7 protein-coding genes are annotated in these 24871 nt (G+C 63.4%); 6 read left to right on the top strand and 1 reads right to left on the bottom strand.

Annotated elements, in window-relative coordinates; all coding sequences use genetic code 11:
- Window positions 1-108 precede the first annotated feature (108 nt).
- The 4 genes from ACZZZP_RS21670 to ACZZZP_RS21655 all read left to right on the top strand — a co-directional run bounded on the left by ACZZZP_RS21670 (window position 109) and on the right by ACZZZP_RS21655 (window position 22357).
- The gene (locus tag ACZZZP_RS21670) at window positions 109-18129 is read left to right on the top strand and encodes a leukotoxin LktA family filamentous adhesin (protein ID WP_463536835.1); all 18021 of its coding nucleotides are present in this window, start codon (window positions 109-111) and stop codon (window positions 18127-18129) included.
- Window positions 18117-19769 (top strand): ShlB/FhaC/HecB family hemolysin secretion/activation protein, encoded by a 1653-nt coding sequence (locus tag ACZZZP_RS21665; protein WP_463384075.1) that lies wholly within the window; start codon window positions 18117-18119, stop codon window positions 19767-19769. The genes ACZZZP_RS21670 and ACZZZP_RS21665 overlap by 13 nt, the downstream gene beginning before the upstream one ends.
- Before the next feature lie 24 nt (window positions 19770-19793).
- Entirely contained in the window at window positions 19794-20534 is a 741-nt protein-coding gene (locus ACZZZP_RS21660; protein ID WP_122491971.1) for a SapC family protein, read from the top strand.
- A gap of 242 nt (window positions 20535-20776) precedes the next feature.
- Window positions 20777-22357 carry a DUF2235 domain-containing protein gene (locus ACZZZP_RS21655; RefSeq protein WP_463384074.1) on the top strand — a complete coding sequence of 527 codons (1581 nt, stop codon included), beginning with the start codon at window positions 20777-20779 and terminating at the stop codon, window positions 22355-22357.
- A gap of 52 nt (window positions 22358-22409) precedes the next feature.
- On the opposite strand, the gene gpmI is transcribed toward ACZZZP_RS21655, so the two are convergent.
- On the bottom strand, window positions 22410-23945 hold the full coding sequence (gpmI, locus tag ACZZZP_RS21650) for a 2,3-bisphosphoglycerate-independent phosphoglycerate mutase (RefSeq protein ID WP_463384073.1): 1536 nt from the start codon (window positions 23943-23945) through the stop codon (window positions 22410-22412).
- A 209-nt stretch (window positions 23946-24154) separates the two neighbouring features.
- On the opposite strand from gpmI, the gene ACZZZP_RS21645 reads away from it, so the two are divergent.
- Window positions 24155-24568: a rhodanese-like domain-containing protein gene (locus ACZZZP_RS21645; RefSeq protein ID WP_122491968.1), complete on the top strand. Its 414-nt coding sequence runs from the start codon at window positions 24155-24157 to the stop codon at window positions 24566-24568.
- Between the two features lies 1 nt (window position 24569).
- Window positions 24570-24824 carry a glutaredoxin 3 gene (gene grxC / locus ACZZZP_RS21640; protein WP_122491967.1) on the top strand — a complete coding sequence of 85 codons (255 nt, stop codon included), beginning with the start codon at window positions 24570-24572 and terminating at the stop codon, window positions 24822-24824.
- The last annotated feature ends 47 nt before the right edge of the window (window positions 24825-24871 follow it).

The raw sequence follows: 24871 nt of genomic DNA, 5'->3' as shown, positions 1-24871 counted from the left end.
TGACAGCTGTCAACGGTTGTTCACAAGCATGAACGACCACGACTAGTTCACGTTTGACCGCCCGACCGACAATGCCTGTTGTGGAAAGTTCCCGACAGCGAGGTCGTCATGGTTAAGCGTAATTCCCCCCAGCATCCTGCAGCACAGGCTGTAGCCGCGAGTTTGGGGCCGCGCTTCCAACCCAACCGTATCACCGCCGCGCTGCTCGCCAGCCTCGGCGTGATACCAGCGTGGGCGACCGCCGCTGGCAACAACATCACCGTGCACGACGGCAACTTCGGCGCCGGCATCGGTTCGGTGTCGGGCATGACCACGGCGACGAACATCGCGAACACCAGCGCCACGGTAACCGACATCACCACCGCCACGGTGCATGGCAATACCGGTTTCAACTCCTTCGGTAACTTCGTGGTCGGCCAGGGCAATACCGTGAATTTGTACGTGCCTACGGGCGCGGCGAATCTGGTCAACCTGGTGCACAACGCCAAGGCCGAAATCAACGGCACGCTCAATGGCATCTCGGCCGGCAAGATCGGCGGCAACATCATTTTTGCTGACCCTAACGGTCTGGTCGTCGGGGCCAGCGGTGTGGTTAACGTCGGCAGTTTGGTAGTCACCACGCCGACCGCCACCGACATGCGCAACCTCGCCACCATCGCCCACGGTGGCACCAGTGCCGAAGCCGCGGCCGCCGTTACGGCGCTGACTACCGGTCAGTTCGATGGCGGCAGCGGCACGGTGGAAATCAAGGGCACGGTCAACACGTCCGGCTCGATCAACCTGTTCGCCGCTTCGGCGGTAGTTGCCGCCGGCGCCTCGCTGCAAGCCGGTACCTCGGCGGCCGAAACGGTGTTCGTCAACACCGTGAACCTGCAAGGCGTAAGCGTCGGCACGGGCCTGGCGCAAGCCAATGGCTCGATCAAAATCGTCGGCGAGAACGGCGTGGAGGTCAGCGGTGAGTTGGCCGCGCTGATGGCCGACAACTCGGGCGGCAACGTGCAGATCGCCAGCACGAAAAAGGTCGAGTTGAAGAGCGGCGCACTGGTCAACACCAGCGGCACGGCCGGCAAAGATGCCGGTGACGTGATCGTCGAAGCGCCGAGCATTACCGTGGCCAGTGGCGCCAAGGTCAGTACCACCGCCAGTGGCGCCGGCAAGGCGGGCGACATCACGGTGCAAGCGCTGAGCGACATCAGCTGCACCTTCTGCGGTGACGACAACACCACCGCCGCCGACCTGAATCTGCTGCCATCCACCCCCCGCGCGATTTTTGCCGGCGGCCTGGGCGTTGCCAGCGTCACCCTGGAAAGCGGCTCCACCCTCGACGCCAGCCACAGCACCGACGCCAGCAAGGCCGGCAACGTGACCGTGCAAGCGTTCGCCACTGACCAGCAGTTGGCTGGCTGGACCACCGCCACCGCGAGCGTCAACGTTGGCGGCTTGATCCGTGGCCGCGACATCGTTATCGATGCGCGCAGCAAAGCAATCATCAAACCGTTGTGGGCCAGCAGCCTGCTGAGCCTGGACAACGTGTCGGCGTTCGGCACGCTGTATGACTCGCTGAACACCTACAACCGCGACGATTTCAAATCGATGCTGGCGGCCAACCCGGCGAACTTCAGTGAGCTGCTGGCGCTGCAAGATTTCATCGGCCTGCAAATTGTCAGCTCCGACGCCACCGTCAAAGTCGCGGCCAGCGCCGATCTCAAAGCCAGCAATAACCTCAGCGTGACCGCCGAAAGTACCCGGCAAATCGACAGCAATATCAACGGCAAAGTTGAAGGCCTCAACAGCCTGATTCCGTTTGGTCTGGGGTTAACTTTCGGCAGCCTGAAAGGCGAGACCTCGGTGGAAGTGGCCAGCGGCGCCAAGCTCACCGCCGGCAATGATTTACTGCTTGAAGCCACCAGCGACAACACGCTCGACCTGGACACCAAAGCGGTCAACAGCCACGACGCTGCCGGCAATGCACTGACCACCATGGGCTTTGCCTTTGGCATGGGCGTGACCGACCTGGACACCCATGTGACGGTGAACAAGGGCGCGCAAGTTGACGTCACCCGCGACATCACCGCCCGCGCGGTGGCCGAGCAAACCCTGAAAAACAACGTGTCGTTTGACGCCATTGGCCTGGGCGCCAGCGGCGGTCCGGCGTTGGCCTTGTCGATGTTCGAGAGCAGCACCCAGGCGCAGTTCAATGCCGACCTGAGCAAAGGCCGCAACCTCAACGTCAGCGCCGTCGACATCATTTACGAGCAAGCCACCAAGGCCGAAGTGAAGGTCGGCAAGGGCTCGTTCGACTTCCTGGTTTCCAAGCTGACCAACCCCTCGATCAGCTTTATCACGCCGAAAATCACCAGCCTGCTGGGCATTACCCTCGACGAAGCGCAGCCCACCAATGGCAGCAAACTGCGTGTGGGTTCGGCGGTCGCGATCACCCTGGCCGAGCACAACGCGCAAGCGCTGTTGGGCGCGGCGAGCAGCAATTCGCTGAGTGTGGATGTCAGCGGCGACGTCAGCGTGCAAGCCCTGCAATACCAGGCCAGTTTGCGCAACACCGCCTCCAGCGCGATCAATTCCAACGTCAAAGAAAAAGACACCGCCGCGCGTTCCATGAGCGTGGCCATGGTTTACGGCCAGTTGCAGCAAAACACCAAGGCGCTGATTGGCGACAACGTCACCGTCAAAGCCAGCCACATCGGCGTGGGCGCCAAGAATGAAGTGCCGATCAACGACAAAGCGGCCGTTTCGTTCGGCAGCCAGAACGAGTGGAGTTCGCTGAGCGATTGGTACAACGGCCTGAAAGACATGGCCAAGGCCGTGAGCAGCCCGGGCGACCTGCCGAGCCAATACGCCAACGCCACCGGCGATGCCGACAAGCTCGGCCTGGCCGGCGCCGTGTCGGTGATGAAGAACGACATCAACGCTGCCGCCTGGGTCGGCGACAACAGCAGCCTCACCACCACCGGCACCGGGGCGTGGAGCAGCGAGCTGTGGCGCGACCTCGACACCAACGGCAACCTGCTGAAACTGTGGACGCTGCAAACCGATAACTGGAGCAACACCACGCCCGCCAACGGCAGCAACAACTGGGCGGCTCCGGTCAGCCTGTTGGCTGAAAACCGCGTCGAGCGTCTGGCCGTGGCGGGCAACTTCGGCATTGCCTTGTTTGGCTCCAAATCCGAGAAAGGCAGCGCGGTCGGCGCGGGCCTGAATATCATGCTGCACGACAGTTCGGCGGTCGCCGGCATTGGAGCCGGCACGCAGGTCACCAGCAAAGGCGTGTCGGTGGCGGCGAAGGAAAAAGACCTGCTCATCGGCATCAGTCCGTCCGCCGGCAAAGGCCCGAGCGCGGCGGGCAATGGCTCGCTGGTGCTGGCCCTGATCGACACCACGGTGAATGCCTCGATCAACAATGGCGCCACGGTCAAAGCTGATCGCGTCGACATGGACGCCAAGCACATCCTTGGCCTGTGGAGCGCGGCGGGCGCCCTGGGCTTCTCCGAAGACACCGGCGTCGGTGCCGGCATTGCGGTCAATTATGTGAAGACCGACGTGCAGGCGCTGATTGGCGACAACCGCCAATGGCGCGCCCTGAGCATCCCCGGCGTGCTGGGTGTGTCGTCGACCTGGAATGTCGATGAGCTCGACATGCAAGCGGTATCCAGCGGGCAGAGCGGTGCGTTTTCCCTGGCCGGCGCCGTGGCGCGCACAGACAAGGAAAAGCAGGACGCCGCCACCGCGAACCAAGACGCCTCGGGCGGCGCCGCCAGCAAGGCCACCTCCTTGCTGGGCGCCATCACTCAGGGCCTGGGCGATGTGCTGAGCGAAGCCAAAGCCAAGTGGAACCAAGTTAAAAACATGCTCGACGACGACCCGACGCGCACCGGTGAGGTGCCGCAGTCGTCACTGGCCGTGGCCGGTTCGGTGAGCATCAATGTGTCGCGGCAAACCACCCGCGCGCGCCTCGGCGATATCGTGCTCGACCCACGCGACCCGGCCGTTAAAGGCAGCAAGGTCAACGTGCTAGCGCTGAACCAGACGCACCAGTTCGCCGGCTCAGGCGCAGGCGCCATCACCCTGGCGAAAAACGGCAACCAGTCGCAGACCAGCTCTGCATTGGCCGGCGCCATTGCCGCCAACGCCCTGGCCAACGTCACCACCGCCGAAGTGGTAAACGCCACGCTCAACAACAACGACCTACTGAAGGTGTACGCGGCCACCGATGGCGACCTGATCGCCATGGGCCTGGGCCTGGCCGCCGCGACAGCGGGTTCGGTGTCCAACGATGCGAAAGCCATTTCCGGCTCGTACGGGCAGTTCACCAACAGCACCGTGGCACGGGTGCAGAACAGCACCATCGCCGGTCGCGCCAGTGCGCCGAGCACGGTTCAAGTGCTGGCCTATGATCGCTCGCGCTCGCTGATTGGCGGCGGTGCGTTTGCCGGCGCCAAAGGCGCTAGCGGCAGCGCCGTCGGCGCCTCGGTGACGTTGGCCTACATCGCCAACACCATCAAAGCCGAATGGCTGGGCAGCACGGCGAGCGCGTTCGCCACGCTCGACGTCGGTGCCTACAGCGCCACGCAAACCTTGCTCGCCGCCCTTGGCGTAGCCGCGACCTCGGGCGAATCTGGCGCCGCCTCGATTTTCGCCGGTGTGCTCGACAACCAGGTCACTGCCCGCGTCGATGGCTACACGCCAAGCGGCGGCAGTCTGAAAACGTCCAGCCTCACTGGCGGTGCGGTGAATGTGCAGGCGCGCAGCGTCTCCAGCCTTACCGACCTGGACAGCAAATTCGACACCAATGCCGCCGGCACCCTGGCGGGCGCCGACCTCGGCTACGAAGACAGCCTGTCGAGCATCGACGTCAACGCCACGACCACCGATGGCAGCGATACCGATAACGACGGCAAGTACGACGGCACCACCCACTCGCTGTTCGACGGCAAGGTGTCGGGCGAGGCGATTCTGGGTATCGCCGGTTCCGTGGCCATCGGCGGCAAGAGTGCAGGCGGCGCGGCGTTTGGTTTGATCTACGCCGGCAGTGACTACCTGGCGAGCATGGCCAACGTCAGCACCGACCTCACGGGCGCGCTGAAAGTAGCCGCTTACAACGCCACCGAGGTGTTGGCCGCCGCGGTGGGCTTTGCCGGTTCCGGCAAGGGAGCTTCGCTGGGCTCGGGCACCGCCGTGGTCGACCGAGGCACGGTCAAAGCGCAAATTCTCGGCAGCGCCGCGCAACCGCTGAGCATTCAGGCCGGCACGCTTGATTTGTCGGCACAGAAAGCCGGCGGTTATTACTCGCTGGCCGGTGCGATTTCCTTCGGTGGCAAAGGCGCCATCGGCGGCGCTGTGGCGCTGACCGACATCGAACAAACCGTGCAGGCGCAGCTGGCGTATGTCACCGCCACCCTGACCGGCAACGCGGCCATCGTGGCCGCGCAACAAAGCCAGATCGGCAGCGTGGCCGTAGCCGGCGCAGCGGGTTCCGGCGGCACTGCACTCACCGGTTCGGTGAGCTACAACCGTATCGCCGGTGCCACCGAGGCGCTGCTCGATCACAGCACCCTCAGCGCCAAAGCCTTGAGCGTGTACGCCAGCCAGCCCGGCCTGAGTAACAGCATCTGGTCGGCGGCGGGTAATATTTCCCTGGCCGACGGCGGCGCAGCCATTGGCGCCGCGTTCGCCTACAACCAGTTGAGCGGCACCCGCAGCGCGTTGCTGAGCAACAGCACGGTCAACCTCAGCGGCGACCTCACCGTGCTCAGCGGCCTGGACGGCGAAATCTACGGCATCGCCGTGGGCGGCGCCGGCGCCAGCAGCGGTGCGGTGAATATTTCGTCGGTGAACAACGTCATTCTGGGTCAGGACTATGCCGGCATCACCGGCAGCACCGTGACCCAAACCGGCGGTGCCGACCTCACCGTTAAAGCCAGCAGCGGCAACGGCCTGACCATCGGCTCGCTGGCCGGCGCCGTGACCTATGGCGGCAACGGCTCGTTCGGCGCCGCCTCGGCGGTGAACATCATCAACGCCGACCGCACCGCCACCATCAACGGCTCGACCGTGACCGGTTTCGATGACGCCGTGTTGCGCACCGGCGCCAATCAGGAAATCAACACCATCGCCGTCACGGCGGGTGGCGGCGGCAATATCGCCGTCAACGGCGCGGTCACCACCAGCGTGCTCAAGGGCACTGAAACCGCCTCCGTTATCGGCGGCAGCCTCAGCGCCAATTCGCTGGATGTGCGCGTAGAAGGCAATCGCACCATCAACGCCCTGGCCGCCACCATCACCGGCAGCGGTGGTTTGTCGGTGGGCGCGGCAGACGCCAACAGCCTGATTACCCTGACCCGCGACGCGCGCATTTCCGGCAGCACCCTGACCATCGCCGAGCAGCTCGACGTACAAGCGCGCGGCGCCATGACCGTGCGTTCCGCCGCCGTTGGCGCGGGCGGTTCGAGCAATGCCGCCGTCGGCGCTTCGGTGGCCGTGAACCTGCTGCAAGGCAAAGACCTGGCAACGCTCAGCGGCGTTACCCTGACCGGCGCTGACACCGTCAACGTGCTGGTCGAAGACGGCACCGCCACGGTGAAAACCCTGGCCGGTAACGTGCAAGGCGCCGGCAACGGTGCGGGCGCTGGCGCCGTGGCGGTCACGCAGATCACCCAGGAACGCAGGGCGCTGATCGAAAACAGCAGCCTGACCCTGGACCCCAACGCCAATTTCACCAAGCTCACGGTGTCGGCGTTGACCACCGCGCAAATCGACACCCTGGCCCTCAGTGGCGCCGGTGCCGGTACGGGCGCGGCGGTGTTCTCCAACACCACCAACCTGATTGGCGCCGTCACCACGGCGGCCATCGACACCAGCAAAGGCAGCGCCGATAACGTAGCGATTACCGCCAAAGACGCCTCCACCATCAACTCGCTGGCCGGCGGCGCCGTGGGCGCTGGCAGCGTGGCGGTCGGTGTGGCCGCCGCGGTCAACCGCATCACCAACCAGATTGAAGCGCGCCTGTCGGGCAACAAAGACCTCAGCACTTGGACCGTCAAGCAACTGCTGGTGACAGCAGGTTCCGACGCCGCGATCAACTCGGCGTCGATCTCGGCCGGCTTCTCCGGCACCGTTGCGGTGTCGGCGGGTATCGCCACCAACCTGATTCAAACCGCCGCCAAAGCGCTGATTAACGGCGGCGCGCTGGTCAAGGCCAGCGAAGACGTGGGCGTGCTCGCCAACAACCGCGACGTGATCCGCTCCGGCGCCATGGTGGTTGCCGGCAGCGGCACCGCCGCCGTGGCCGGCCTGGTGTCGGTCAACCAACTGGAAAGCACCACCGAGGCCGGCATTGCTGGCGCTGCCACGCGGGTCGACGCCTTGGGCGGCGGCACCAACGGCTTGTCGGTGGACAACGGCATTCTCAGCAACGCACCCGACGTTAACGCCTGGGCCGATGCCGAACAGTTCAACCCGGTGCTGGACCTGAAAACCGGCCTGGAAACCGTGCACGGCATCGCCGTTCGCGCCGGCTCCTGCGAGCAGCTCGGCCAGTTGAGCCTGAGCACGGCGGTGTCGCTGGTGCCGATTGCCAGCGCTGCCGTATCCGGCCTGAGCAACACCAGCCTGGTCAGCGGTAAAACCACGGCGTACATCGACGACGCCAAGATCAACCAGGACGCCGGCAACGCCAGCGCCGCCATTGCCGGGCAGCAAGTCAGCGTGGCCGCGTCCAGCCACAGCTTCACCTTTGGCGGTGTGTTCAGCGGCGCGGTGTCCTTGGGTGCTGCGGCCGTTGCTGCGGCTATCGACACGGTGATCATGGACCGCGCCACCACCGCGCGCCTGAGCAACGCCACCGTCAACAGCCGTGGCCAAACGCTGGTGCGTGCCAACTCGACACAAGCGGCAAGCGACATCGTCACCACCCTGGGCGGCGGCATTGTTGGTGTGGCCGGCAGCGGCGGCGTGCTGATTCTTAAAGGCAGCACGCAAGCGCTGGTGAACACTGGCAGCAAACTCGACGTCGGTTCGCTGAAGCTCAACGCGGCATCGCTGAACCGCCTGGCGCCAAACGTCGCCACCTTGTCCGGTGGTGCGGTCGGCGCTGGCGCCAGCGTCGGTTATGCCAGCAACCAGAGCCTGGTTCGCGCCTGGATCGGCGAACAGGCCAGCGGCGGCGCACGCACCCGCGTGGCCAGCAGCGGCCAGGTCGATGTGGACGCCAGCACCAACACCGGCATTCTCGCCACCGCCACCAGCGCTTCGGGCGGCGGCGCGGCCATGGCCGGTTCCACCGCCGTGGTGATGTTGGAAAACACCACCGAAGCCGGCGTCGGTTACGCCGATATCGGCACCAGCTCTACCTATGCCGGTGGCCTGAGCATTACCGCCAAAGACCGTCTCGATGCCCTGTTGGTGGGCGGCTCGGTGGCGGCCGGCGCCGGCGCTTCAGTCGGCGCAGCGGCCAGCGTATTGGTGGCCAACAGCGCCACCCGCGCGCAACTGCTCAACAGCACCGCGTACCTGAAAAACCAGTTGAACGTCGACGCCCAACGCGAAGTGGATGCCACGCTGAAAACCGTGACCGCCAGCCTCTCGGGCAACTCGGCGTTGGGCGGCAGCATCGGCCTGTTGCTGCTCGGTTCCGGCGTGCTGACGCAGGAAGGCAGCAACCCGCTGGACGAACTCGACAACGGCGGCAACGGCACCCTGAGCCTGAGCGACAAACTCGGCTCGCACAGCAACGCCAACCTCGATTACCAAACCGTCAATCAGCCGGCCAACGGCGACCGCGCCACGCTGACCACCACCAGCAACAGCAGCGACACAACGCGCCTGAACACGGCCACCAGCAACGTGGCGGTGAAGTCGCGCCTGCAGAACACCACTTACAAGCAGGAAACCGTTGCCCGCGTCAGCGGCAGCACGGTCAAGGTCAACGGCGCCAGCAGCGTCACGGCCAGCGACAAGCTCTATTCCAGCAACCTGGCGGGCAGCGCCGTGGTTGGCGGCGCCGCGTTTGGCGCGGGCATCGCCTACACCTTGTCCAATGCCCGGGTAATCGCAGAAGTGCTGGGCGGTAGCCTGACCACCAACGGCCTGACGCTTAACGCCGTGGCGCAAAACCTCAACACCTCGCCGGCGGTCACGGTGAAAGCCATCACCGGCACCGGCGGTCTGGGCATTGGTCTGGGCGCGGCTATTGGTGTGGCGACGCTGAACAACCTGGTCAACGCCAACCTCAGCGGCATTGTTGCCAGCACCGGCGCGTTGACCGCCTCGGCCAGCGACAAACAGGCGCTCGACGTACAAGCCCTCGGCGTAACGGCCGGCGGCCTCGGCGGCGCCGGGCTGGTGCTGGGTGTGGCGGCGCATAACAGCACCGTCACCACCAACGTGGCGGCCAACGCCACCGTCAGCGGCACCGATGTGTCGCTCTCGGCCAGCTCGCAAGCGCCAGTGACCCTCAAGGCGCAAGGTGCTGCCGGTGGTTTGCTGGTGGGTGTGAACGCGGCGGTGATCACCGCCAAAGACCTCAGCAGCGCCACCGTATCGGTGGGCAATAACGCCAGCGTCACGGCCAGCAACGCGCTGACGGTGAAAGCCGAAGCCAGCCCGCAACTCAAGGCCGAAAGCCTCAGCGTGGCACTTGGTGGTTTGGTGTCGGCGGGTGCGTCGGTGATTGATGCGCTGGCCAAGGCCAGCACCAGCGTGACCTTCGCCAGCGGCGCGCTGCTGCAAGGCAAAAGCGCGACGTTCAACAGCCTGATCACCCAGAACGGCAACAACGACACCGTTAACGTGCACGGCTTCGGCGTCAGCGGCGGCGTTGGCGTGTCGGCCAATGCCGTGGTCGCCAACGCCCACAACGAAAGCACCAGCCTGTTGCAAAGCCAGAACAGCACCCGCTTCGTCGGCGTGGGCGGCGGCAACTGGACGTTCGCAGCCGGTACCGACGTGGTTCAGCGCGCCTCCACCGAAGGTTATGCCGGCGGTTTGCTGGCCGTGGGCGCCACCGTGGCGCAAGCCACCGCCGACACCAGCACCCAAGCGCTGGTCAACGGCGTGTTCAGCGGCAGCATGGGCGCGCTCAATGTGTCGGCCAATTCCAGCGTCGATAACCTGGCCAGCTCGGTATCGGGCCAAGGCGGCCTGGTCAGCGGGGCGGCCGCCATCGCGAAAACCTGGGACTACAGCACCACCAAAGCGGCGCTGTATGCCGTGGGTGGCAGCGGCACGGCCGCTGCATTCAGTGCGTTGAATCTGGCGTCGTATCACCTGTCGACCTTCAACAGCTTCGTCAACAGCACCAACGCCGCCTTGCTCGGCGCCAGCGGTGCGCATGCCATCAACAGCGTGAACCTGACCACCATCAGCGAACTGGTCGGCGGCTCTTACGTGACCACCCGCGCCTACGAGCAAAGCGCGCGCAGTGACGTGATCAAACCGGACAGCGCCGATTTCAACGTGGTGTCCGGCTCTGGCGGTGTGGTGGATGCGGCCGCTGCACTGAGCACCAGCGCCATCAACCTGACCACGCAAAGCAGCCTCGGCGACGGCGTGCGTCTGACCCTGGCGGGTGACTGGCGCAACCCGAGCCACATGAAAGTGCAGGCCTACAACTACGTGTATGGCCGCGACAAAGTGAAGCTCGACAGCGGCGGCGCGATCTCCATCGCCAAGGCCGATTCGAGCATTGAGGTGAAGCAGTCCAACGCCAGTGTGTCGGTGGGCAAAAACGCCGACATCTGGAGCGTTGGCGATGTGGTGTTGTCGTCCAGCGGTCTGTACGACATCGACGCCCGTGCCAACGCCAAAACCTACGGCCTGGCCGGCGCCGCGATGGGCAACAGCCTGGCCAAGGTCAGCGCCAACTACACCGTGCTGGTGGACAGTAACGCCAAGCTCTTCAGCTATGGCGACACCAAGCTCTACAGCGGTTTCGACATCAGCGGGGCGATGAACAAAGCCACCCTGACCGCGCGCACCGACCTGTGGAACAACACCGCGTTCCCCGTGGTGAACGACCCCGAAGCCGAAGCCAACTACCAGCGCAACAGCAATGTCACCGTCAACGCCGGCAGCAGCTTGCGCAGCGTCGGTGACATTTACGCCTACGCCGGCACCGGCTACGGCGTGCTGACCGGTGAGGGCATCGGCAAAGACCTATACCGCGAAGCGGCCGCCGCGTTGATCAAGGCGCTGGGCGGCAGCGTGTCGCTGGACATCACCGGCGGCAAAACCGTGCTCAACGCTGGCCTGGCCAAAGTGACCGTTAACGGCACGATGGAAACCGGCGTCTACAGCCAGCAAATTTTGCACATCACCGGCCTCAAGTACCTGGTCGATGGCGTGGTGGTGGACCCGAAAAACGTCACCGCCAGTACCACCGGCACCCTGACCGTGCTGCCGGTGTTCAGCCAGATCAGCGACGGCATCACCTGGAACATGACCAGTGGCGATTACTCGCAACTGCTGACTGCCCGTGTGGCGCAGCTGCAAACGCAGCTCGGCAACTACGGCCTCTCGCCGTTGGAGAAAGCCGCGTTCCAGGCCGAGCTCAACCTGCTCAACCAGACCCTGCACAAGCTCTACGTGCAAATGGGCGGCACCGCAGCCGACGGCACGCTGCCAGGCCAGCTCAACGTGCTGATTCTGAACGTCGATCCGATCCTGGCGCGTCCGGGCAATATCTTCGTCAAGGGCGATCAACTGGTGGGCAGCGGCGCGCTGCATGCACCGGGCGACGCCAAAATTGAAATCATCAACGACAGCGCGGCGTTCCTCAGCCTGGCGGGCCTGGAAATTCCAAACCGCGAGGGCGGTCAGCTGTTGTTCAACGACACCAAGATGCTCAACAAGGCCGGCATCACCTCGGCCAACCGAGGCAACGCGGCGGCCAACTTCAACGTCATCGAAGTGGCCGAAAACTCGGCGGCGCCGGTGATTACGGTGAAGAACACCTTCAACCCGGCCAACGGCATTATCGACAGCTCGGGCTTGAAAATGCCGGCGCCGGATATCTATGTGCAGGGCACCATCAACAACAAGCGTGGCCTGATCGATATCACCGCCAGCTACGGCAGCATCTACGCCAACGCCGACATCCGTGGCCAGAGCCTCAAGCTCACCGCCGGCCAGGATTTCGTGCTCAATAACCTCGACGCCTTCACCCACATCGGTGGCGACCCGGCGAGCAACAACGCCAACGGTGTGCTCAAAGGTCCGGCCGCTGGCAGCGGCGTGGTCGCCGGCAACAACGTGGTGATCAACGCCCTGTACCTGAACATCAACGGCCTGGTGCAGAGCGGTGTGCAGGATTGGAGCGTGACCCTCAACGACGCCAACTTCGCCGCGCTCGATGGCCTGCGTGCAGCGTGGAAACGCGGCGGCGCGGCCATCGTGCAACTGGCAACCACCGACGCCCGCAGCGGCGCCATCGGCTACAGCTACAACTTCCTCACCGAGAGCATCGTGCTCGACAAAGTGGAAGTGGCGGGCGGCTACATGGAGCTTTCCGGGCACATCATGAGTACCGGCAACGGCGCGCTGAAAGTGCTCGACGGCTACAGCCAGGTGAAGGTGGTGAACAACACCACGCGCCAACTGAACATCACCGGCATCGACCTCGGCTCGGGCGTGGAAGGCACCCTGCGCATCAACGACGTGGGCCGAGTGGCGGCCAACCCGAACGACGTCTGGTCGACCATTTACACCCACGCCGGCAATGCCGTGCAGCAATACGAAGGCTGGAGCAACGCGGTCAAAGCCACGTCGCAGTACCTGGTGAAAACCACCAACGGCCGCGACACCAGCTACAACACCACCGACAACCGCTCCTACGTGTGGCTGCAAGGTCGCGACACCAGCGACACCACCACCAAGGTCGAGTACTGGGACGAGTTCTGGGGCTTCGTGCCCTCAGGCGACGGCTCCACCCTGAGCCTCAACACGGTGAAAGGCGCCAGCACGCCGATTGAAGGCGCCGAGTACATGGGCGACGCCAGCAACGTACCGGGCGGTTTGGCCACCGGCGCGGTGAAAACCCAGGCGGACGAACGCTACGCCACCACCGGTGCCGAAGTGATCCGCAAAGACATGGGCGGCTACTGCAAGAAGCACTTCATCTGGTGCCAGGTGTACCGCACCACGCGCACCACCGTGACCCAGCAGGGCTTCAAGGAAATTGACCGCTACACCGTGCGCGCCGACTCCGACATCGCCGTCAGCTTCATCGGCTACGACGCCGGCAAACTGGACGTGACCTCGTACGGCAACGTCAGCCTGCTCGGCTCGCTGTTCAACGAAAGCGGCACTACCAGCATCACCCTCAACGGCGGCAAGGCGCTGAGCCAAGGCTCGAACGCGGTGCTGATTTCCGCCAAGGACCTGAACCTGTCGGCCGGTGCCCTGGGCGATGCGGCGCAAGCGCTGCGTGTGCAGGTGAGCAACAACCTGTCGGCGGTGGCCAGCAACAACATTTACCTGCAAGGCATCAAGGCCACCGGTTCGGCGGGTCTGAACCTCAGCGCCCTGCAAGCCGGCGGCAACGTCAACGTCAGCACCCAGGGCGACCTCACCGCTAACAGCGGCGTGGTGGTCAAGGGGCAGGGCATCAGCTTGCAGGCGGCCGGCAACATCGGCGGCGCCAACACCGTGCTCAACCTCGACACCGGCAGCCTCAGTGGCTCGGCGATGCTCAAGGCCGTGGCCGGTGGCGATATCTATGTAGAAGAAACCAGCGGCGATTTGTGGCTCGACCAAGTGCTGGCGGGCGGCAACATCGGCATCAAAGTGCGCAACGGCGACCTGCTCGATGGCAACACCACGGTCAGCTACGACGAGCGCAAGCTCAGCGAAATGCAGGCGTTGTGGAACAGCATGGGCCTCACCGGCACGCAGGCTGCCGACGCACTCGCGGCGCAAAAAACGGCGTTGGTCGAAGCCGGCAACCAGCGTTATTCGCAGTACTGGGCCAAGCGTGGCCTGAGCCTCGACAGCAACACCGGCGTGTGGTCAGCCAAGGCCTTCGACGCCAATCAGGCCTTGCTCAGCGCCACCCAGATCACCCAACTCAAGGGCCTGGGCTGGACCGATGCGCAAGTGACCAGCGAACAAGCCCGTCGCGTGGCCGATTACACCGCCATGAACGCCGAGTTCGGCGGCCAGAGCTACAACGAGAATTACCAGTACGCCCTGAGCGACGCGCAGCTGACGCAAATGAACAGCACCGCCGCCTGGACCACCGACCAGCTGCAATTCTCCATTGCCGCCAGCTTGCTTAACCGTGGCAGCAGCTCATCGGCCACCCACGAAGCGATGAACATTTCCGGCAAGAACGTCACCCTGCAGGCCAACCGCATCGGCAAGGCGCTGGACGCCGACGTGCAGTTCGACCTCAGCAACGGCGGCGGCGCCAACCTGAGCACCGCACAACGTGCGGCCCTGGCCGGTGCCGAGCAGGACGACATTTACTTCGATGACACCAACCCGCTGAAATTCAGCGTGGTGCAGCGCGACGACGTCAACGTCACGGCCACCGGCACCATCACCGCCACGGCCACGGCCACGGCCAATGGCGACGTCTACCTGGGCGGCCAGCAAGACTTCAACATCTACAACGTCAAAGGCCAGACCGTCCGCATTAAAACCGACGGCAACATCGAAAGCGCCAACGGCAGCAACGTGGTCGTCACTGGCCATGATGTGGTGCTGGAAGCCGGCAACGGCGCCATCGGTGGCACCGGCGGCTCGAACACGCAAATCGACGGCAACCTCACCGCCCGCGCCAACCTCATCAACCTGATCAACCATGGCGACCTGTCGGTGCAGCGCCTCACCGGCGTCGACTCGCTGACCTTGAAAGTGATCGGCAACCTGAAGTCGGCCAGCCAACTGGGTGAAAACCTGTTGGGCGGCGCGGTGAACCTGAACGTCAGCGGCAGCGTCGGCACGCTCGCCGATCGCATTCAGATCGGCACCGGCGGCGTTAACGACCGCATCAAACTGGACGTCGGCGGCAACGCCTACATCGGCGGCCTGCAAGGCACCGCCAGCCAGGCCGGCGTGCTGCGCATGGGCGATGTGAACGTGGGTGGTCTGCTCGATATCGGCCAAACCCGCGACCTGCTGCAAAGCGGCGACTTCAGCCTGGGCGGCCTGTACCTGAGCCTCGGCGGCCAGTGGAACATGGCCTCCGGCGCCTCGGTAACCACCAGCAACGGTCTGTTTGCTGATGTGACCGGCACCGCGACCTTGGGCGACCTGACCACCACCGCCAGCGCCGCCGACCTGGACATCAGCGCCTACAGCTTCGCCGCCAGCGACGCCAACAGCCTGTGGAAAACCCAGAACCTGCTGCGCCTGAACGCCTACGGCGGCAACATCGGCGCCAGCAGCCGCTACCTGACCCTGTCGGGCAAGGCGCTGGACGTCACCGCCACCACCGGCGCGATCTACGCCAACCTGGCCGCAGGCATCAGCAGCGGCGCCTTGCTCAGCGCCGGCAGCCAGTTCCTCAACAGCCTCGGCGACCTGAGCCTTACGAGCGTGACCAGCAACAACGCCAGCGTGCAATTGCGCGGCACCGGCCTGGTCAACATCGGCAGCCTGAAAGCCAACAGCAACCTCGACCTGCAAGGCGCCAGCCTGACCCTGGGCAGCGCCGAGGCGACTACCGGCAATTTGCTGATGGACCTCAGCGGCGACCTGATTGCGACCACGTTGAAAACCGGCGGCGTGTGGACCCTGACCAGCGCCAACGCGGATATCGGCACGGCCACCGTTACCGGCACGTCCGGTCTGACCATCGCTGGCGACCTGAAACTGAAGTCGCTGACCAGCGGCGGGAGTGCCGACCTGAACATAGGCAGTGGCTCGGCGATTGGCGATCTGCACGTCACCGGCAACCTGGATCTGCAAACCGCAGGCCCGCTGAACCTGACCACCGCCACCACCAGCGGCTCGATGGCCCTGCGCCACACCGGCCCGGCGCTGACGCCTGCGACCCAGCTGACCTATGGCGACCTGAGCGTTGGCACCACGTTGAATGTGAATGGCCTGGGCGACTGGAAAGGCGGCAACGCGCAGGTAGCCAGCGATGCCACCTACGACGTTGGCTCGGCGGACCTCGCCAGCGTGGTGAGCAACACCGGCAAGCTGTCGCTGAAAGCGGGCGGGTTGTTTGCGGCGGATGCGTTGGACAGCAAAACCCAATCCATCGACCTGCGCGCAGGCTCGGCTGACCTGGGCACCGTCAACGCCCTGACCACGCTGACCAGTTTGACCAACGGCAACCTGACCGTGCTCAAGGCCTACAGCGGCGGCGACATGAAGCTCACCACAAAGGCCGGTTCGCTGGGCACCATTCGCTTTGGCGTGCTGGCTGACCCACTCGACCCAACAGTGCTGAACGCCAACAACTGGCACCTGAAATCGGCTGAGAACCTGTACGTCGAAACCGACGGCGATGTGTTCGGCGGCAACGCTGAAGCCAACAAGCAGGTGGTGATCAAAGGGCGCAATCTGTTCTTCGGCCGCGTGCAGAGCCTGGATGAAGATGTGTTCCTGCAAAGCACTGGCTTGCTGGCCAATGGCGACGGCGATATCACCGGCCTGAAAGTCGAGGCCAAGCGTGACGTGTCGATCATCGCCAACGGCGACCTGTCGATGCCGGAAGTGAAGTTTGGCGGCAAGTATTCGCTCAAAGCCGGCCGTGACCTGACGGTGGGTGTAGGTGGCGACTTGAGCCTGAACGGTGATGCGGAAGCGGGCCGCGACCTGAACTTCATCATCGGCGGCGCAGTGAACCTGACCAACGTGACGGCGGGTCGTGATGCCAGCATCGTTTCGGGCAAGTCGATCACCATCGGAAATCTGGTGAAAGCCGGCGGCAACATCACCCTCGATGCGCAGAACGGCGCGATCAACGTCGGCAATATGAGCACGGGCGTGGGCGGCATCGTTTCCACGGGCCTGCCTTACAGCGGCATCAGCCAGACCGGCGACATCGTGCTGAACGCCTCGGGCGACATCAACACGCCGCTTATCACGGCTGGTAACGGCCACATCTCCGCCACTTCCGGCGGCGTGATGAAGGTTAATGACCTGGCGTCCAGCCGCTTCATCGACCTGCTCGCTCGCGGGCTGATCGAAGTGAAAGGCACCAGCAGCAGCCTCGAAAACCAGACCTGGCGCTCGACTGACGACAGCATTTTCTTCGACCGTCTGGTGGCGGGCGGGCAGGTGCTGCTCGACAGCATGACCAACACAACCGGCCGTGAGCTGAGTGCCGACCAAGGCGCCCGTGTGAACGCTGGCTGGCGCAATGGCGTGGCGACAAACGCCAGCATCGTGCTGGCCAAGGCCACCGCGCCGACCTTGAGCTTGTGGTCGGGCAACCTGGTGCGCGTAGCGGATGCACGCATCGGCAACTCGGTAGCGCTGCACGGCGCCGACATTGAGCTGTACGGCCGCCACACCGGCGCCGGGCAGTTGAACCTGTGGGTGGAAGGCACCGGCGCGGCCGATGCCACGCGCTTTGTCACCGAGCTGAATGCGGCCGACATCGTCTCGCCGCGCTTGCACGCCGTAAACAGCAGCATCACCACCACCGGCCAGAAAATCGACCTGCGCGATGCCGCTGGCGTCGACTTCCTCAAGCTCTACACCGCCGCGGCCACCGTGCTGATGGACAACCTGACGCCGCTGTATCAGCCGCTGGCGGATGTGCAGCTGTATGAACTGGATAAAGCCTTCCAGCTCAAGCAGGACGCCATCACCAGCACCACCGACGCCTATGTGCTGCACCGGAAATTCACCCATCTGGTGTTGCTGACCAACTTCAGCGAAACCCACGCGGCCACGCCGTCTGAAACCGGCGTGACCACCCAGCGCACCACGGCCGCCAGCTTCAGCGAAGGGCAGATGTCGCAGGGCCTGGCAGCACAGCGTCTGGCGTCCATTTTGAATACGTTCAAAGCGGGCAAAGCACCGGAACAGACCTGGCAGCCGAACTGGAACCAGATGCGGATGGATTCGCGCATGAACATGAATGACAGCCAGCAACCGCAATACAGCGTCGTGCCCGGCCAGGAAACAACGGACGGAGCAACCAAGTGGGATCTGTAATCAAGCGGGTAGTAATCGGTGGGCTGACGGCGTGGTGGCTGGTGGGTTCGGTTCAGGCGGCGACGTTGCCCAGCGGGGTGCCTGCGGGCATTCCGGGGCAGGTCGACCCGACACTGCAGCGTCAGCAAATCGAGCGTATTCAGCAGCAGCGTATCGACGAAGAACGCGCCAAGCGCACGCAGGTGCCGGCGCTGCGTGGCGACATGCCGGCCGACCAGGTATTGCCGGAGCAGGGCGAGCAGTTTCAGCTCAGCGGCGTGAGCTTTAACGCGTCGGGCTTTTTGTCCAAGGAAGCGCTCGAGACCATCGCTCAGAAATACGTGGGGCGGCCGGTGAGCTTTGCCGATTTGAATGCGCTGCTGCGTGAGGTCAACGCCTTGTATGAGGCGGGCGGCCAGCTCACGGCGCGCGCCATCATCCCGCCGCAAAACCTGGAAAACGGCGTGCTGAAAGTGGTGCTGGTGGAAGCCAAGGTCGATGAAGTGACCTGGCAGGACCGGAAATCCGTGGACGAGGCGTTTTATCAAAATCGCCTCAGCGTCAGCAAAGGCGAAACCCTGGATAGCACTGCGCTGATGACTTCAATTCAGCGCTTCAACGCCACCACGCCTGGGCCGCAGGTGAGCGCGAGTCTGGCGCCGGGGCAGAGCTTCGGCACCACGCGGGTCGACATGCAGGCATTCGAGCCGGACCCGTTGCAGTGGTCGCTGTTCGTCAACAACTACGGCAATGAAAGTACCGGGCGCGAACAGTATGGCGGCACGCTGAACTGGTTTTCGCCAACCGGCGTGGCCGATGCCTTGAGCGCCGTGGCGGTGGCCACCGACGGCTCGGAATACGGCAGCCTGCGCTACAGCCGTCCGGTGAACCGCTACAACGGCGTGGTGTACGTGGAAGCGGGCGCCAACACGTTGCAGATTCAGACCGGTCCGCTGGCCGCTCTGAACATTGAAGGCGAATCGCAAACCTACGGTTTGGGCTACGACCATCCGTACTGGGTGAACGAGCATTGGCAGTGGCTCGGCGGCGTGGGCTACAACCATCAGGAATCGGAAACCACCATCGAGAGCCTGACCCTCAGCGAAACCAGCGCCGACGAAATGCTGCTCAAAGGCCAGGTGGAATACCGCGACGCGCCTTGGTATGTGCGCTACGAACAGCGTCTGCGTCAGGCCAATACCGACAACCAGACCACCGGCGAAAGCGGCAGCTACCAATTGTTGAATGGCAGCGCGTACGTAAGCCGAAATGTCGGTAAGGAGTTTCTGATAGTGGGGCGCTTCGGTTGGCAGTACGCCAGTGATACTGAGACTCTGCCGTCCACTTTGCTATACCAGTTTGGTGGTATCAGCAGCGTGCGTGGTTACGAACCAGGGGTTATCGCATCGCCGCAAGGCATGACGCTGAATCTGGAGAGTTACTGGAACCTCAGCGAACGTTGGCAGCCTTTCGTGTTTTTTGACTACGGCCGCGCCATGGAACTGGGCACCGCCGATGTCGACCTGCAAAGCGTCGGCGCCGGGCTCAACTTCAATTGGGGCAAACATTTAAGCATCAGCCTGGTTGCAGCCAACACCCTTAAGGATGTGGTGGCGGATCAGGACAGCGGCCAGGTTCTGGCCCAGATCGTCATTCGTTAAAACAGAATTTTCAGGAGTTACTGCATGACCACCTTGTTGCTTTACAAAGACATCAAAGCCCTCAACCGCGACGAGCACAAAAGCCTCAAGCTCGCCGGCCTCAACAACAGCGAATTTGCCGCCAGCACCCACCTCGTTCCGCTGGCCGGCCTGGAGTTTTTCCAAGCCGCACGTCACTACCCAATCGTATTTATCGGCGAAGGCGAAAACGCCATGCCAATCGCCTTGCTGGGCCTCAAAGAAGGCCACAACGGTTACGTCGGCGCCGACCAGCAATGGGCCGAAAACACCTACATTCCTGCCTTCGTGCGTCGCTACCCGTTCGTGCTGGCCCAAGACGGCGCTGAGAACTTCACCGTGTGCTTCGACGCCGCCTACCCCGGCTGGAACGAAGCCGAAGGCCGCGAGCTGTTCACCACCGAAGGGCAGAACAGCGAATTCCTCGAAGAGATGATTCAGTTCCTGCAAAACTTCACCGCCGAAATGGAGCGCACCCGCCGCTTCGTCGCCAAGCTCAACGAACTGGAATTGCTGGCGCCGCGCTCGCTGAAACTGAGCCACACCAGCGGCGAGTCGTTTGTACTGAGCGACTTCCTGGCCGTCGACGAAGAGAAATTCCTGGCCTTGGCCGACGAGCATGTTCTCGATCTGCACCGCTCGGGCTTCCTCGGCTGGATCTACGCCCACCTGACCTCGCTGGGCAACGCCAACCAACTGTTCGTGCATTACCTGGCCAAGAAAGCCGGCGAACAAACCAAGCACTGATACTGCTTGGGATGTAAAGAAAACCGGGCGTTGAGCCCGGTTTTTTTATGGGCGTTACCCTGGTTTTTTTCGTCGCGCATTCGCGGGCAGAACAATCCTCGGGGAAAGCCGCGCTCAGAGTGATCCTGCTTATTTTCAACACCATTGGCTCCAACCTGCTCCCTGCCCAATGGGCCGTCTGGCAATGCCCTGCGGCACCGAGGCAAAGGACAAGTTGTTGAGGTTAATGGAGCAGAATCCGCATGAATTTTCCCCTCGAAAGCCTTCGGGCAACGTCGTCAGGTTGGTTGAACGAAGACCGCGCTAGTGGCGCTGAGCCGATGTTTACGCCGGCCGCCGCGCCAAACGCTTCGCCGAACGTAGCGCCGCAAAATGCTTATCCCGCACCGGGGCTGCGCGAAGCTCCATCGGACCACCCCGTTACGTTGCACCTGGGCTTGTTCTTCGATGGCACCGGCAACAACAAGCTCAACGCCGCTACCGTGCAGTGCCTGGCCAGCGACGCGAACGTGGACCCAGAGGCTGCGAACGCCCTGCACGCGCTCGGATACAGCGACGATGGCGCCGCGCCAGACAACAGCTATGGAAACGCCCCGAGCAATATTGCGCGCCTGTATGACCTGTATCCCAATCATGCCGAGGAACCGCTTCCCGCCGACGCCGAGACGGCGTATCTGTCGGTGTATATCGAAGGCATCGGTACCCGTAGCGGTAAATCCGATTCCCTATTCAGCGAATGGTCGGGCCGCGGCAGCACGGGTGTTCTGGCTCGCGTGGAGCAGGTTCCGGCGTTGGTGGTCGAGCAAATGCGCAGGCTGCGGGAAAAGAATCCGGGGCTGGTCATTCGCGACATTGCCGTCGACCTGTTTGGCTTTAGCCGGGGAGCCGCCGCAGCCCGGCACTGCGCCAACGATTTACGCAAAGGCCCGTCTTCTGCGCTGGCCCGTTCCATGCCCGCCGGCTCGGCGCTGCTGGCTCAGACGTTTGACTGGCGTATCGGCCACGATCTGGCGCTGAACTTCATCGGTTTGCTCGACACGGTCGCGCACATTTCCGAACCGCTGCTCATCGCCTTTAGCGCGCCAAGTGCCGACAATGCCGGGGTCCCGTTGCAACTGCCGGTGGGCTGCGCCCGCTCCATCGTGCAGCTGGTAGCGGACGACGAATACCGGCAGAACTTCGCGCTGACGCGCACGGGCAATGACGTAGAGGTGCCCGGCAGCCATTCCGATGTGGGTGGGGGTTACCGGCCCGTCATGACGGAAAGGGTGCTGCTGAGTAAACCGGATAGCAGCTGCTGCCCCGTCACCACCGCCAATGAACGCAGCCCCGCCTGGCAACGTACGCAGGCCCAATTTGAGCGCACCCGAGCGCAGTGGTTGTGCTATTTCGCGCCCGAAGAATTGAGCGTCGTGACGTGGAATGTACCTGTGCCTAGGCGGGAAAACGGGCAAGTCGCGCAAAAACGCGTATACGCCGCCTTGCTCGGTACCCGGCAGGTGCGCGGAGAGTTATCACTGGTATACCTGCGCGCGATGCGGGCAGCGGCCGAGCGTGTAGGCGTGGCGTTCAAGCCCATCACCGCGCCGGGCCTCGTCCTCCCCGAAGAACTGCACAACATTGCCGAGAAGCTAGAGGCCTATGTGCTGGGCGAAGCTGGAGCGGGACTGTGCGATGCGGAGTACGCGCTACTGCGGCGCCACTACATTCATCTTTCAGCGAATTGGAACGCAGCGCTGGGGCGGGGTAACAGCGATCTCGACGCGGTCTTTGTGAACCGCCCCGCCGAAGGCAATCAGCGGGTGAGTTATGGCAACGAATAACGCGCTGATGCTGGCGTCGCGTCGGCGACCGACGCGACGCCAGCGAGCCCCGTTACTGCAATACGACGATGCTTTCGCCCGTCATTTCTGCAGGCTTGGGCAAGCCCATCAACGTCAACATGGTCGGCGCCACGTCGGCCAATACGCCGCCTTCACGAATCGTCAACGCGCGTTTGCCCACGTAAATGAAGGGCACCGGCTCACAGGTGTGGGCGGTGTGCGCCTGGCCGGTGCTTTCGTCTTCCATTTGCTCGACGTTGCCGTGGTCGGCAGTAATCAGCGCTTCGCCACCCACTTTGTCCAGCGCGGCGACGATACGACCGACGCACTCGTCCAGGCATTCCACCGCTTTTACCGCCGCCGAGAACACGCCGGTGTGGCCGACCATGTCGCCGTTGGCGTAGTTGACCACGATGACGTCGTAGCGCTGTTGTTCGATGGCTTCAACGATGCGGTCGGTGACGATGGGCGCGTTCATTTCCGGCTGCAGGTCGTAGGTGGCCACTTTGGGCGACGGGATCAGAATGCGCTCTTCACCTTCGAACGGTTCCTCACGGCCTCCCGAGAAGAAGAACGTCACGTGAGCGTATTTCTCGGTTTCGGCGATGCGCAGTTGGGTTTTGCCATTCTTCGCCAGGTATTCGCCGAGCACGTTGTCCAGGCTGCTGGCAGCGAAGGCGATGGGCGCTTTGATGCTGGCCGCGTACTGCGTGAGCATCACGAAGCTCGCCAGCTTTGGCGCACGGGCGCGGGCGAAGTCAACGAAGTCTGGCTCGACAAACGCGCGGGTCAGTTCGCGGGCGCGGTCGGCGCGGAAGTTCATAAAGACCACGGCGTCGCCGTCTTCAACCTGGGCGGGCGCGCCAATGCGGGTGGCCTTTACGAACTCGTCGCTCTCGCCACGGGCGTAGGCCGCTTCGAGCGCGGCTTGAGCGTTGGCCGCTTCGAACTCGGCCTTGCTGTCGACGATCAGGCTGTAAGCCTGCTCGACACGGTCCCAGCGGTTGTCGCGATCCATGGCGAAGTAGCGGCCAATAATCGTAGCGGTGCGCCCCTTGCCGAGCTTGGCGAAGGTTTCGTCCATCAGTTGCAACGAAGGCTGGGCGCTTTTTGGCGGCGTGTCGCGGCCATCCAGGAAGGCGTGCAGGTAGATCTTTTCCGCGCCACGCTGGGCAGCCATTTCGGCCATGGCCGCCAAGTGGTCTTGATGGCTATGAACGCCGCCGTCAGACAATAGGCCAAGAATATGCACAGCCTTGCCGGCGCTAACCGCTGCGTCGACGGCGGTGACCAAGGCGGGATTGCTGAAGAAGTCGCCGTCACGGATGGCTTTGGTCACGCGGGTGAAGTCTTGATACACCACGCGGCCGGCGCCGAGGTTCATGTGGCCGACTTCCGAATTGCCCATTTGGCCGTCCGGCAAACCGACGTCCATGCCGCTGCCGGAGATCAGCCCGTTGGGCTGGGTGGCGCGCAGATGGTCGTAGACGGGGGTGTTGGCGGCGTAGATGGCGTTGGACTCGGGGCTGTCACTGTGACCGAAGCCATCGAGGATGATTAGCACCAGTGGTTTGGGCGTGGCAGTCATTATCCGGCTCGCTTTTGGCAATGGGAGATCGAGGTTTTACCTGAGGAAATGCGGTGAAGGATTGTTCACCCGCGTATTAGTTTTCCGTCAGGCTAAAAAGGTTCGGCATTTTAAAGCGAAGTTGGCGGCTACGTCACCGCTGGACGGGGTTTGGCCACCCTTGGGGGCTGTGTATACTGGCCGACATTTTGCCGTTCTGGGACATATTGATGCTCGCTCACCTGATTGAATTTGCCACCAACCACTACGTGCTCAGCAGTATTTTCGCGGTGTTGCTGGCATTGCTGATTTTCACCGAATTGAGCAAAGGCGGCGCCAGCTTGAGCACGCGCGAGCTGACTGCGTTGGTCAACCGTGACGAAGGCATCGTGCTTGATGTTCGCCCGAACAAAGATTTCGCCACTGGGCATATCGTCGGCGCGGTGAATATTCCATACGACAAAGTGGCCACTCGCGTTGCCGAACTGGAGAAGTACAAGGCGAAAACCCTCATCGTGGTTGATGCCTTGGGCCAACACGCCGGCGCCGTCGCCCGCGATCTGAAAAAACTCGGTTTCAATGCGGCCAAGCTGTCTGGCGGAATCTCCAGCTGGCGCAGCGAAAACCTGCCAGTGGTGAAGTGATATGCCTGCCGTCATCGTTTATTCCAGCGCCTGGTGCCCGTACTGCATCCGCGCCAAACAGTTGCTCACCAACAAAGGTGTGGCGTTCGAGGAAATCAGCGTCGACGGCAAGCCCGATGTGCGCGCTGAAATGACCCGCAAAGCCCGCGCCACGTCCGTTCCGCAAATCTGGATCGGCACCACCCACGTCGGTGGCTGCGACGACCTCTACGCCCTGGAGCGCGCCGGCAAGCTGGACGCGCTACTCAAGGGTTAACGTCCCGAACGAATCTGTACGCACTTAACGATAAGAAGGTTTTGCAC

Source organism: Pseudomonas sp. AC211 (assembly GCF_979258055.1).
Note: the sequence above shows the minus strand (reverse complement) of the source record. Positions and strands in the feature narration are given on the sequence as shown.

Excerpts from the sequence above, each read along its gene's own strand:
- gpmI (WP_463384073.1), bottom strand. The coding sequence starts at position 23,945 with ATGACTGCCACGCCCAAACCACTGGTGCTAATCATCCTCGATGGCTTC.
- ACZZZP_RS21660 (WP_122491971.1), top strand. The coding sequence starts at position 19,794 with ATGACCACCTTGTTGCTTTACAAAGACATCAAAGCCCTCAACCGCGAC.
- ACZZZP_RS21655 (WP_463384074.1), top strand. The coding sequence starts at position 20,777 with ATGAATTTTCCCCTCGAAAGCCTTCGGGCAACGTCGTCAGGTTGGTTG.
- ACZZZP_RS21670 (WP_463536835.1), top strand. The coding sequence starts at position 109 with ATGGTTAAGCGTAATTCCCCCCAGCATCCTGCAGCACAGGCTGTAGCC.
- ACZZZP_RS21645 (WP_122491968.1), top strand. The coding sequence starts at position 24,155 with ATGCTCGCTCACCTGATTGAATTTGCCACCAACCACTACGTGCTCAGC.
- grxC (WP_122491967.1), top strand. The coding sequence starts at position 24,570 with ATGCCTGCCGTCATCGTTTATTCCAGCGCCTGGTGCCCGTACTGCATC.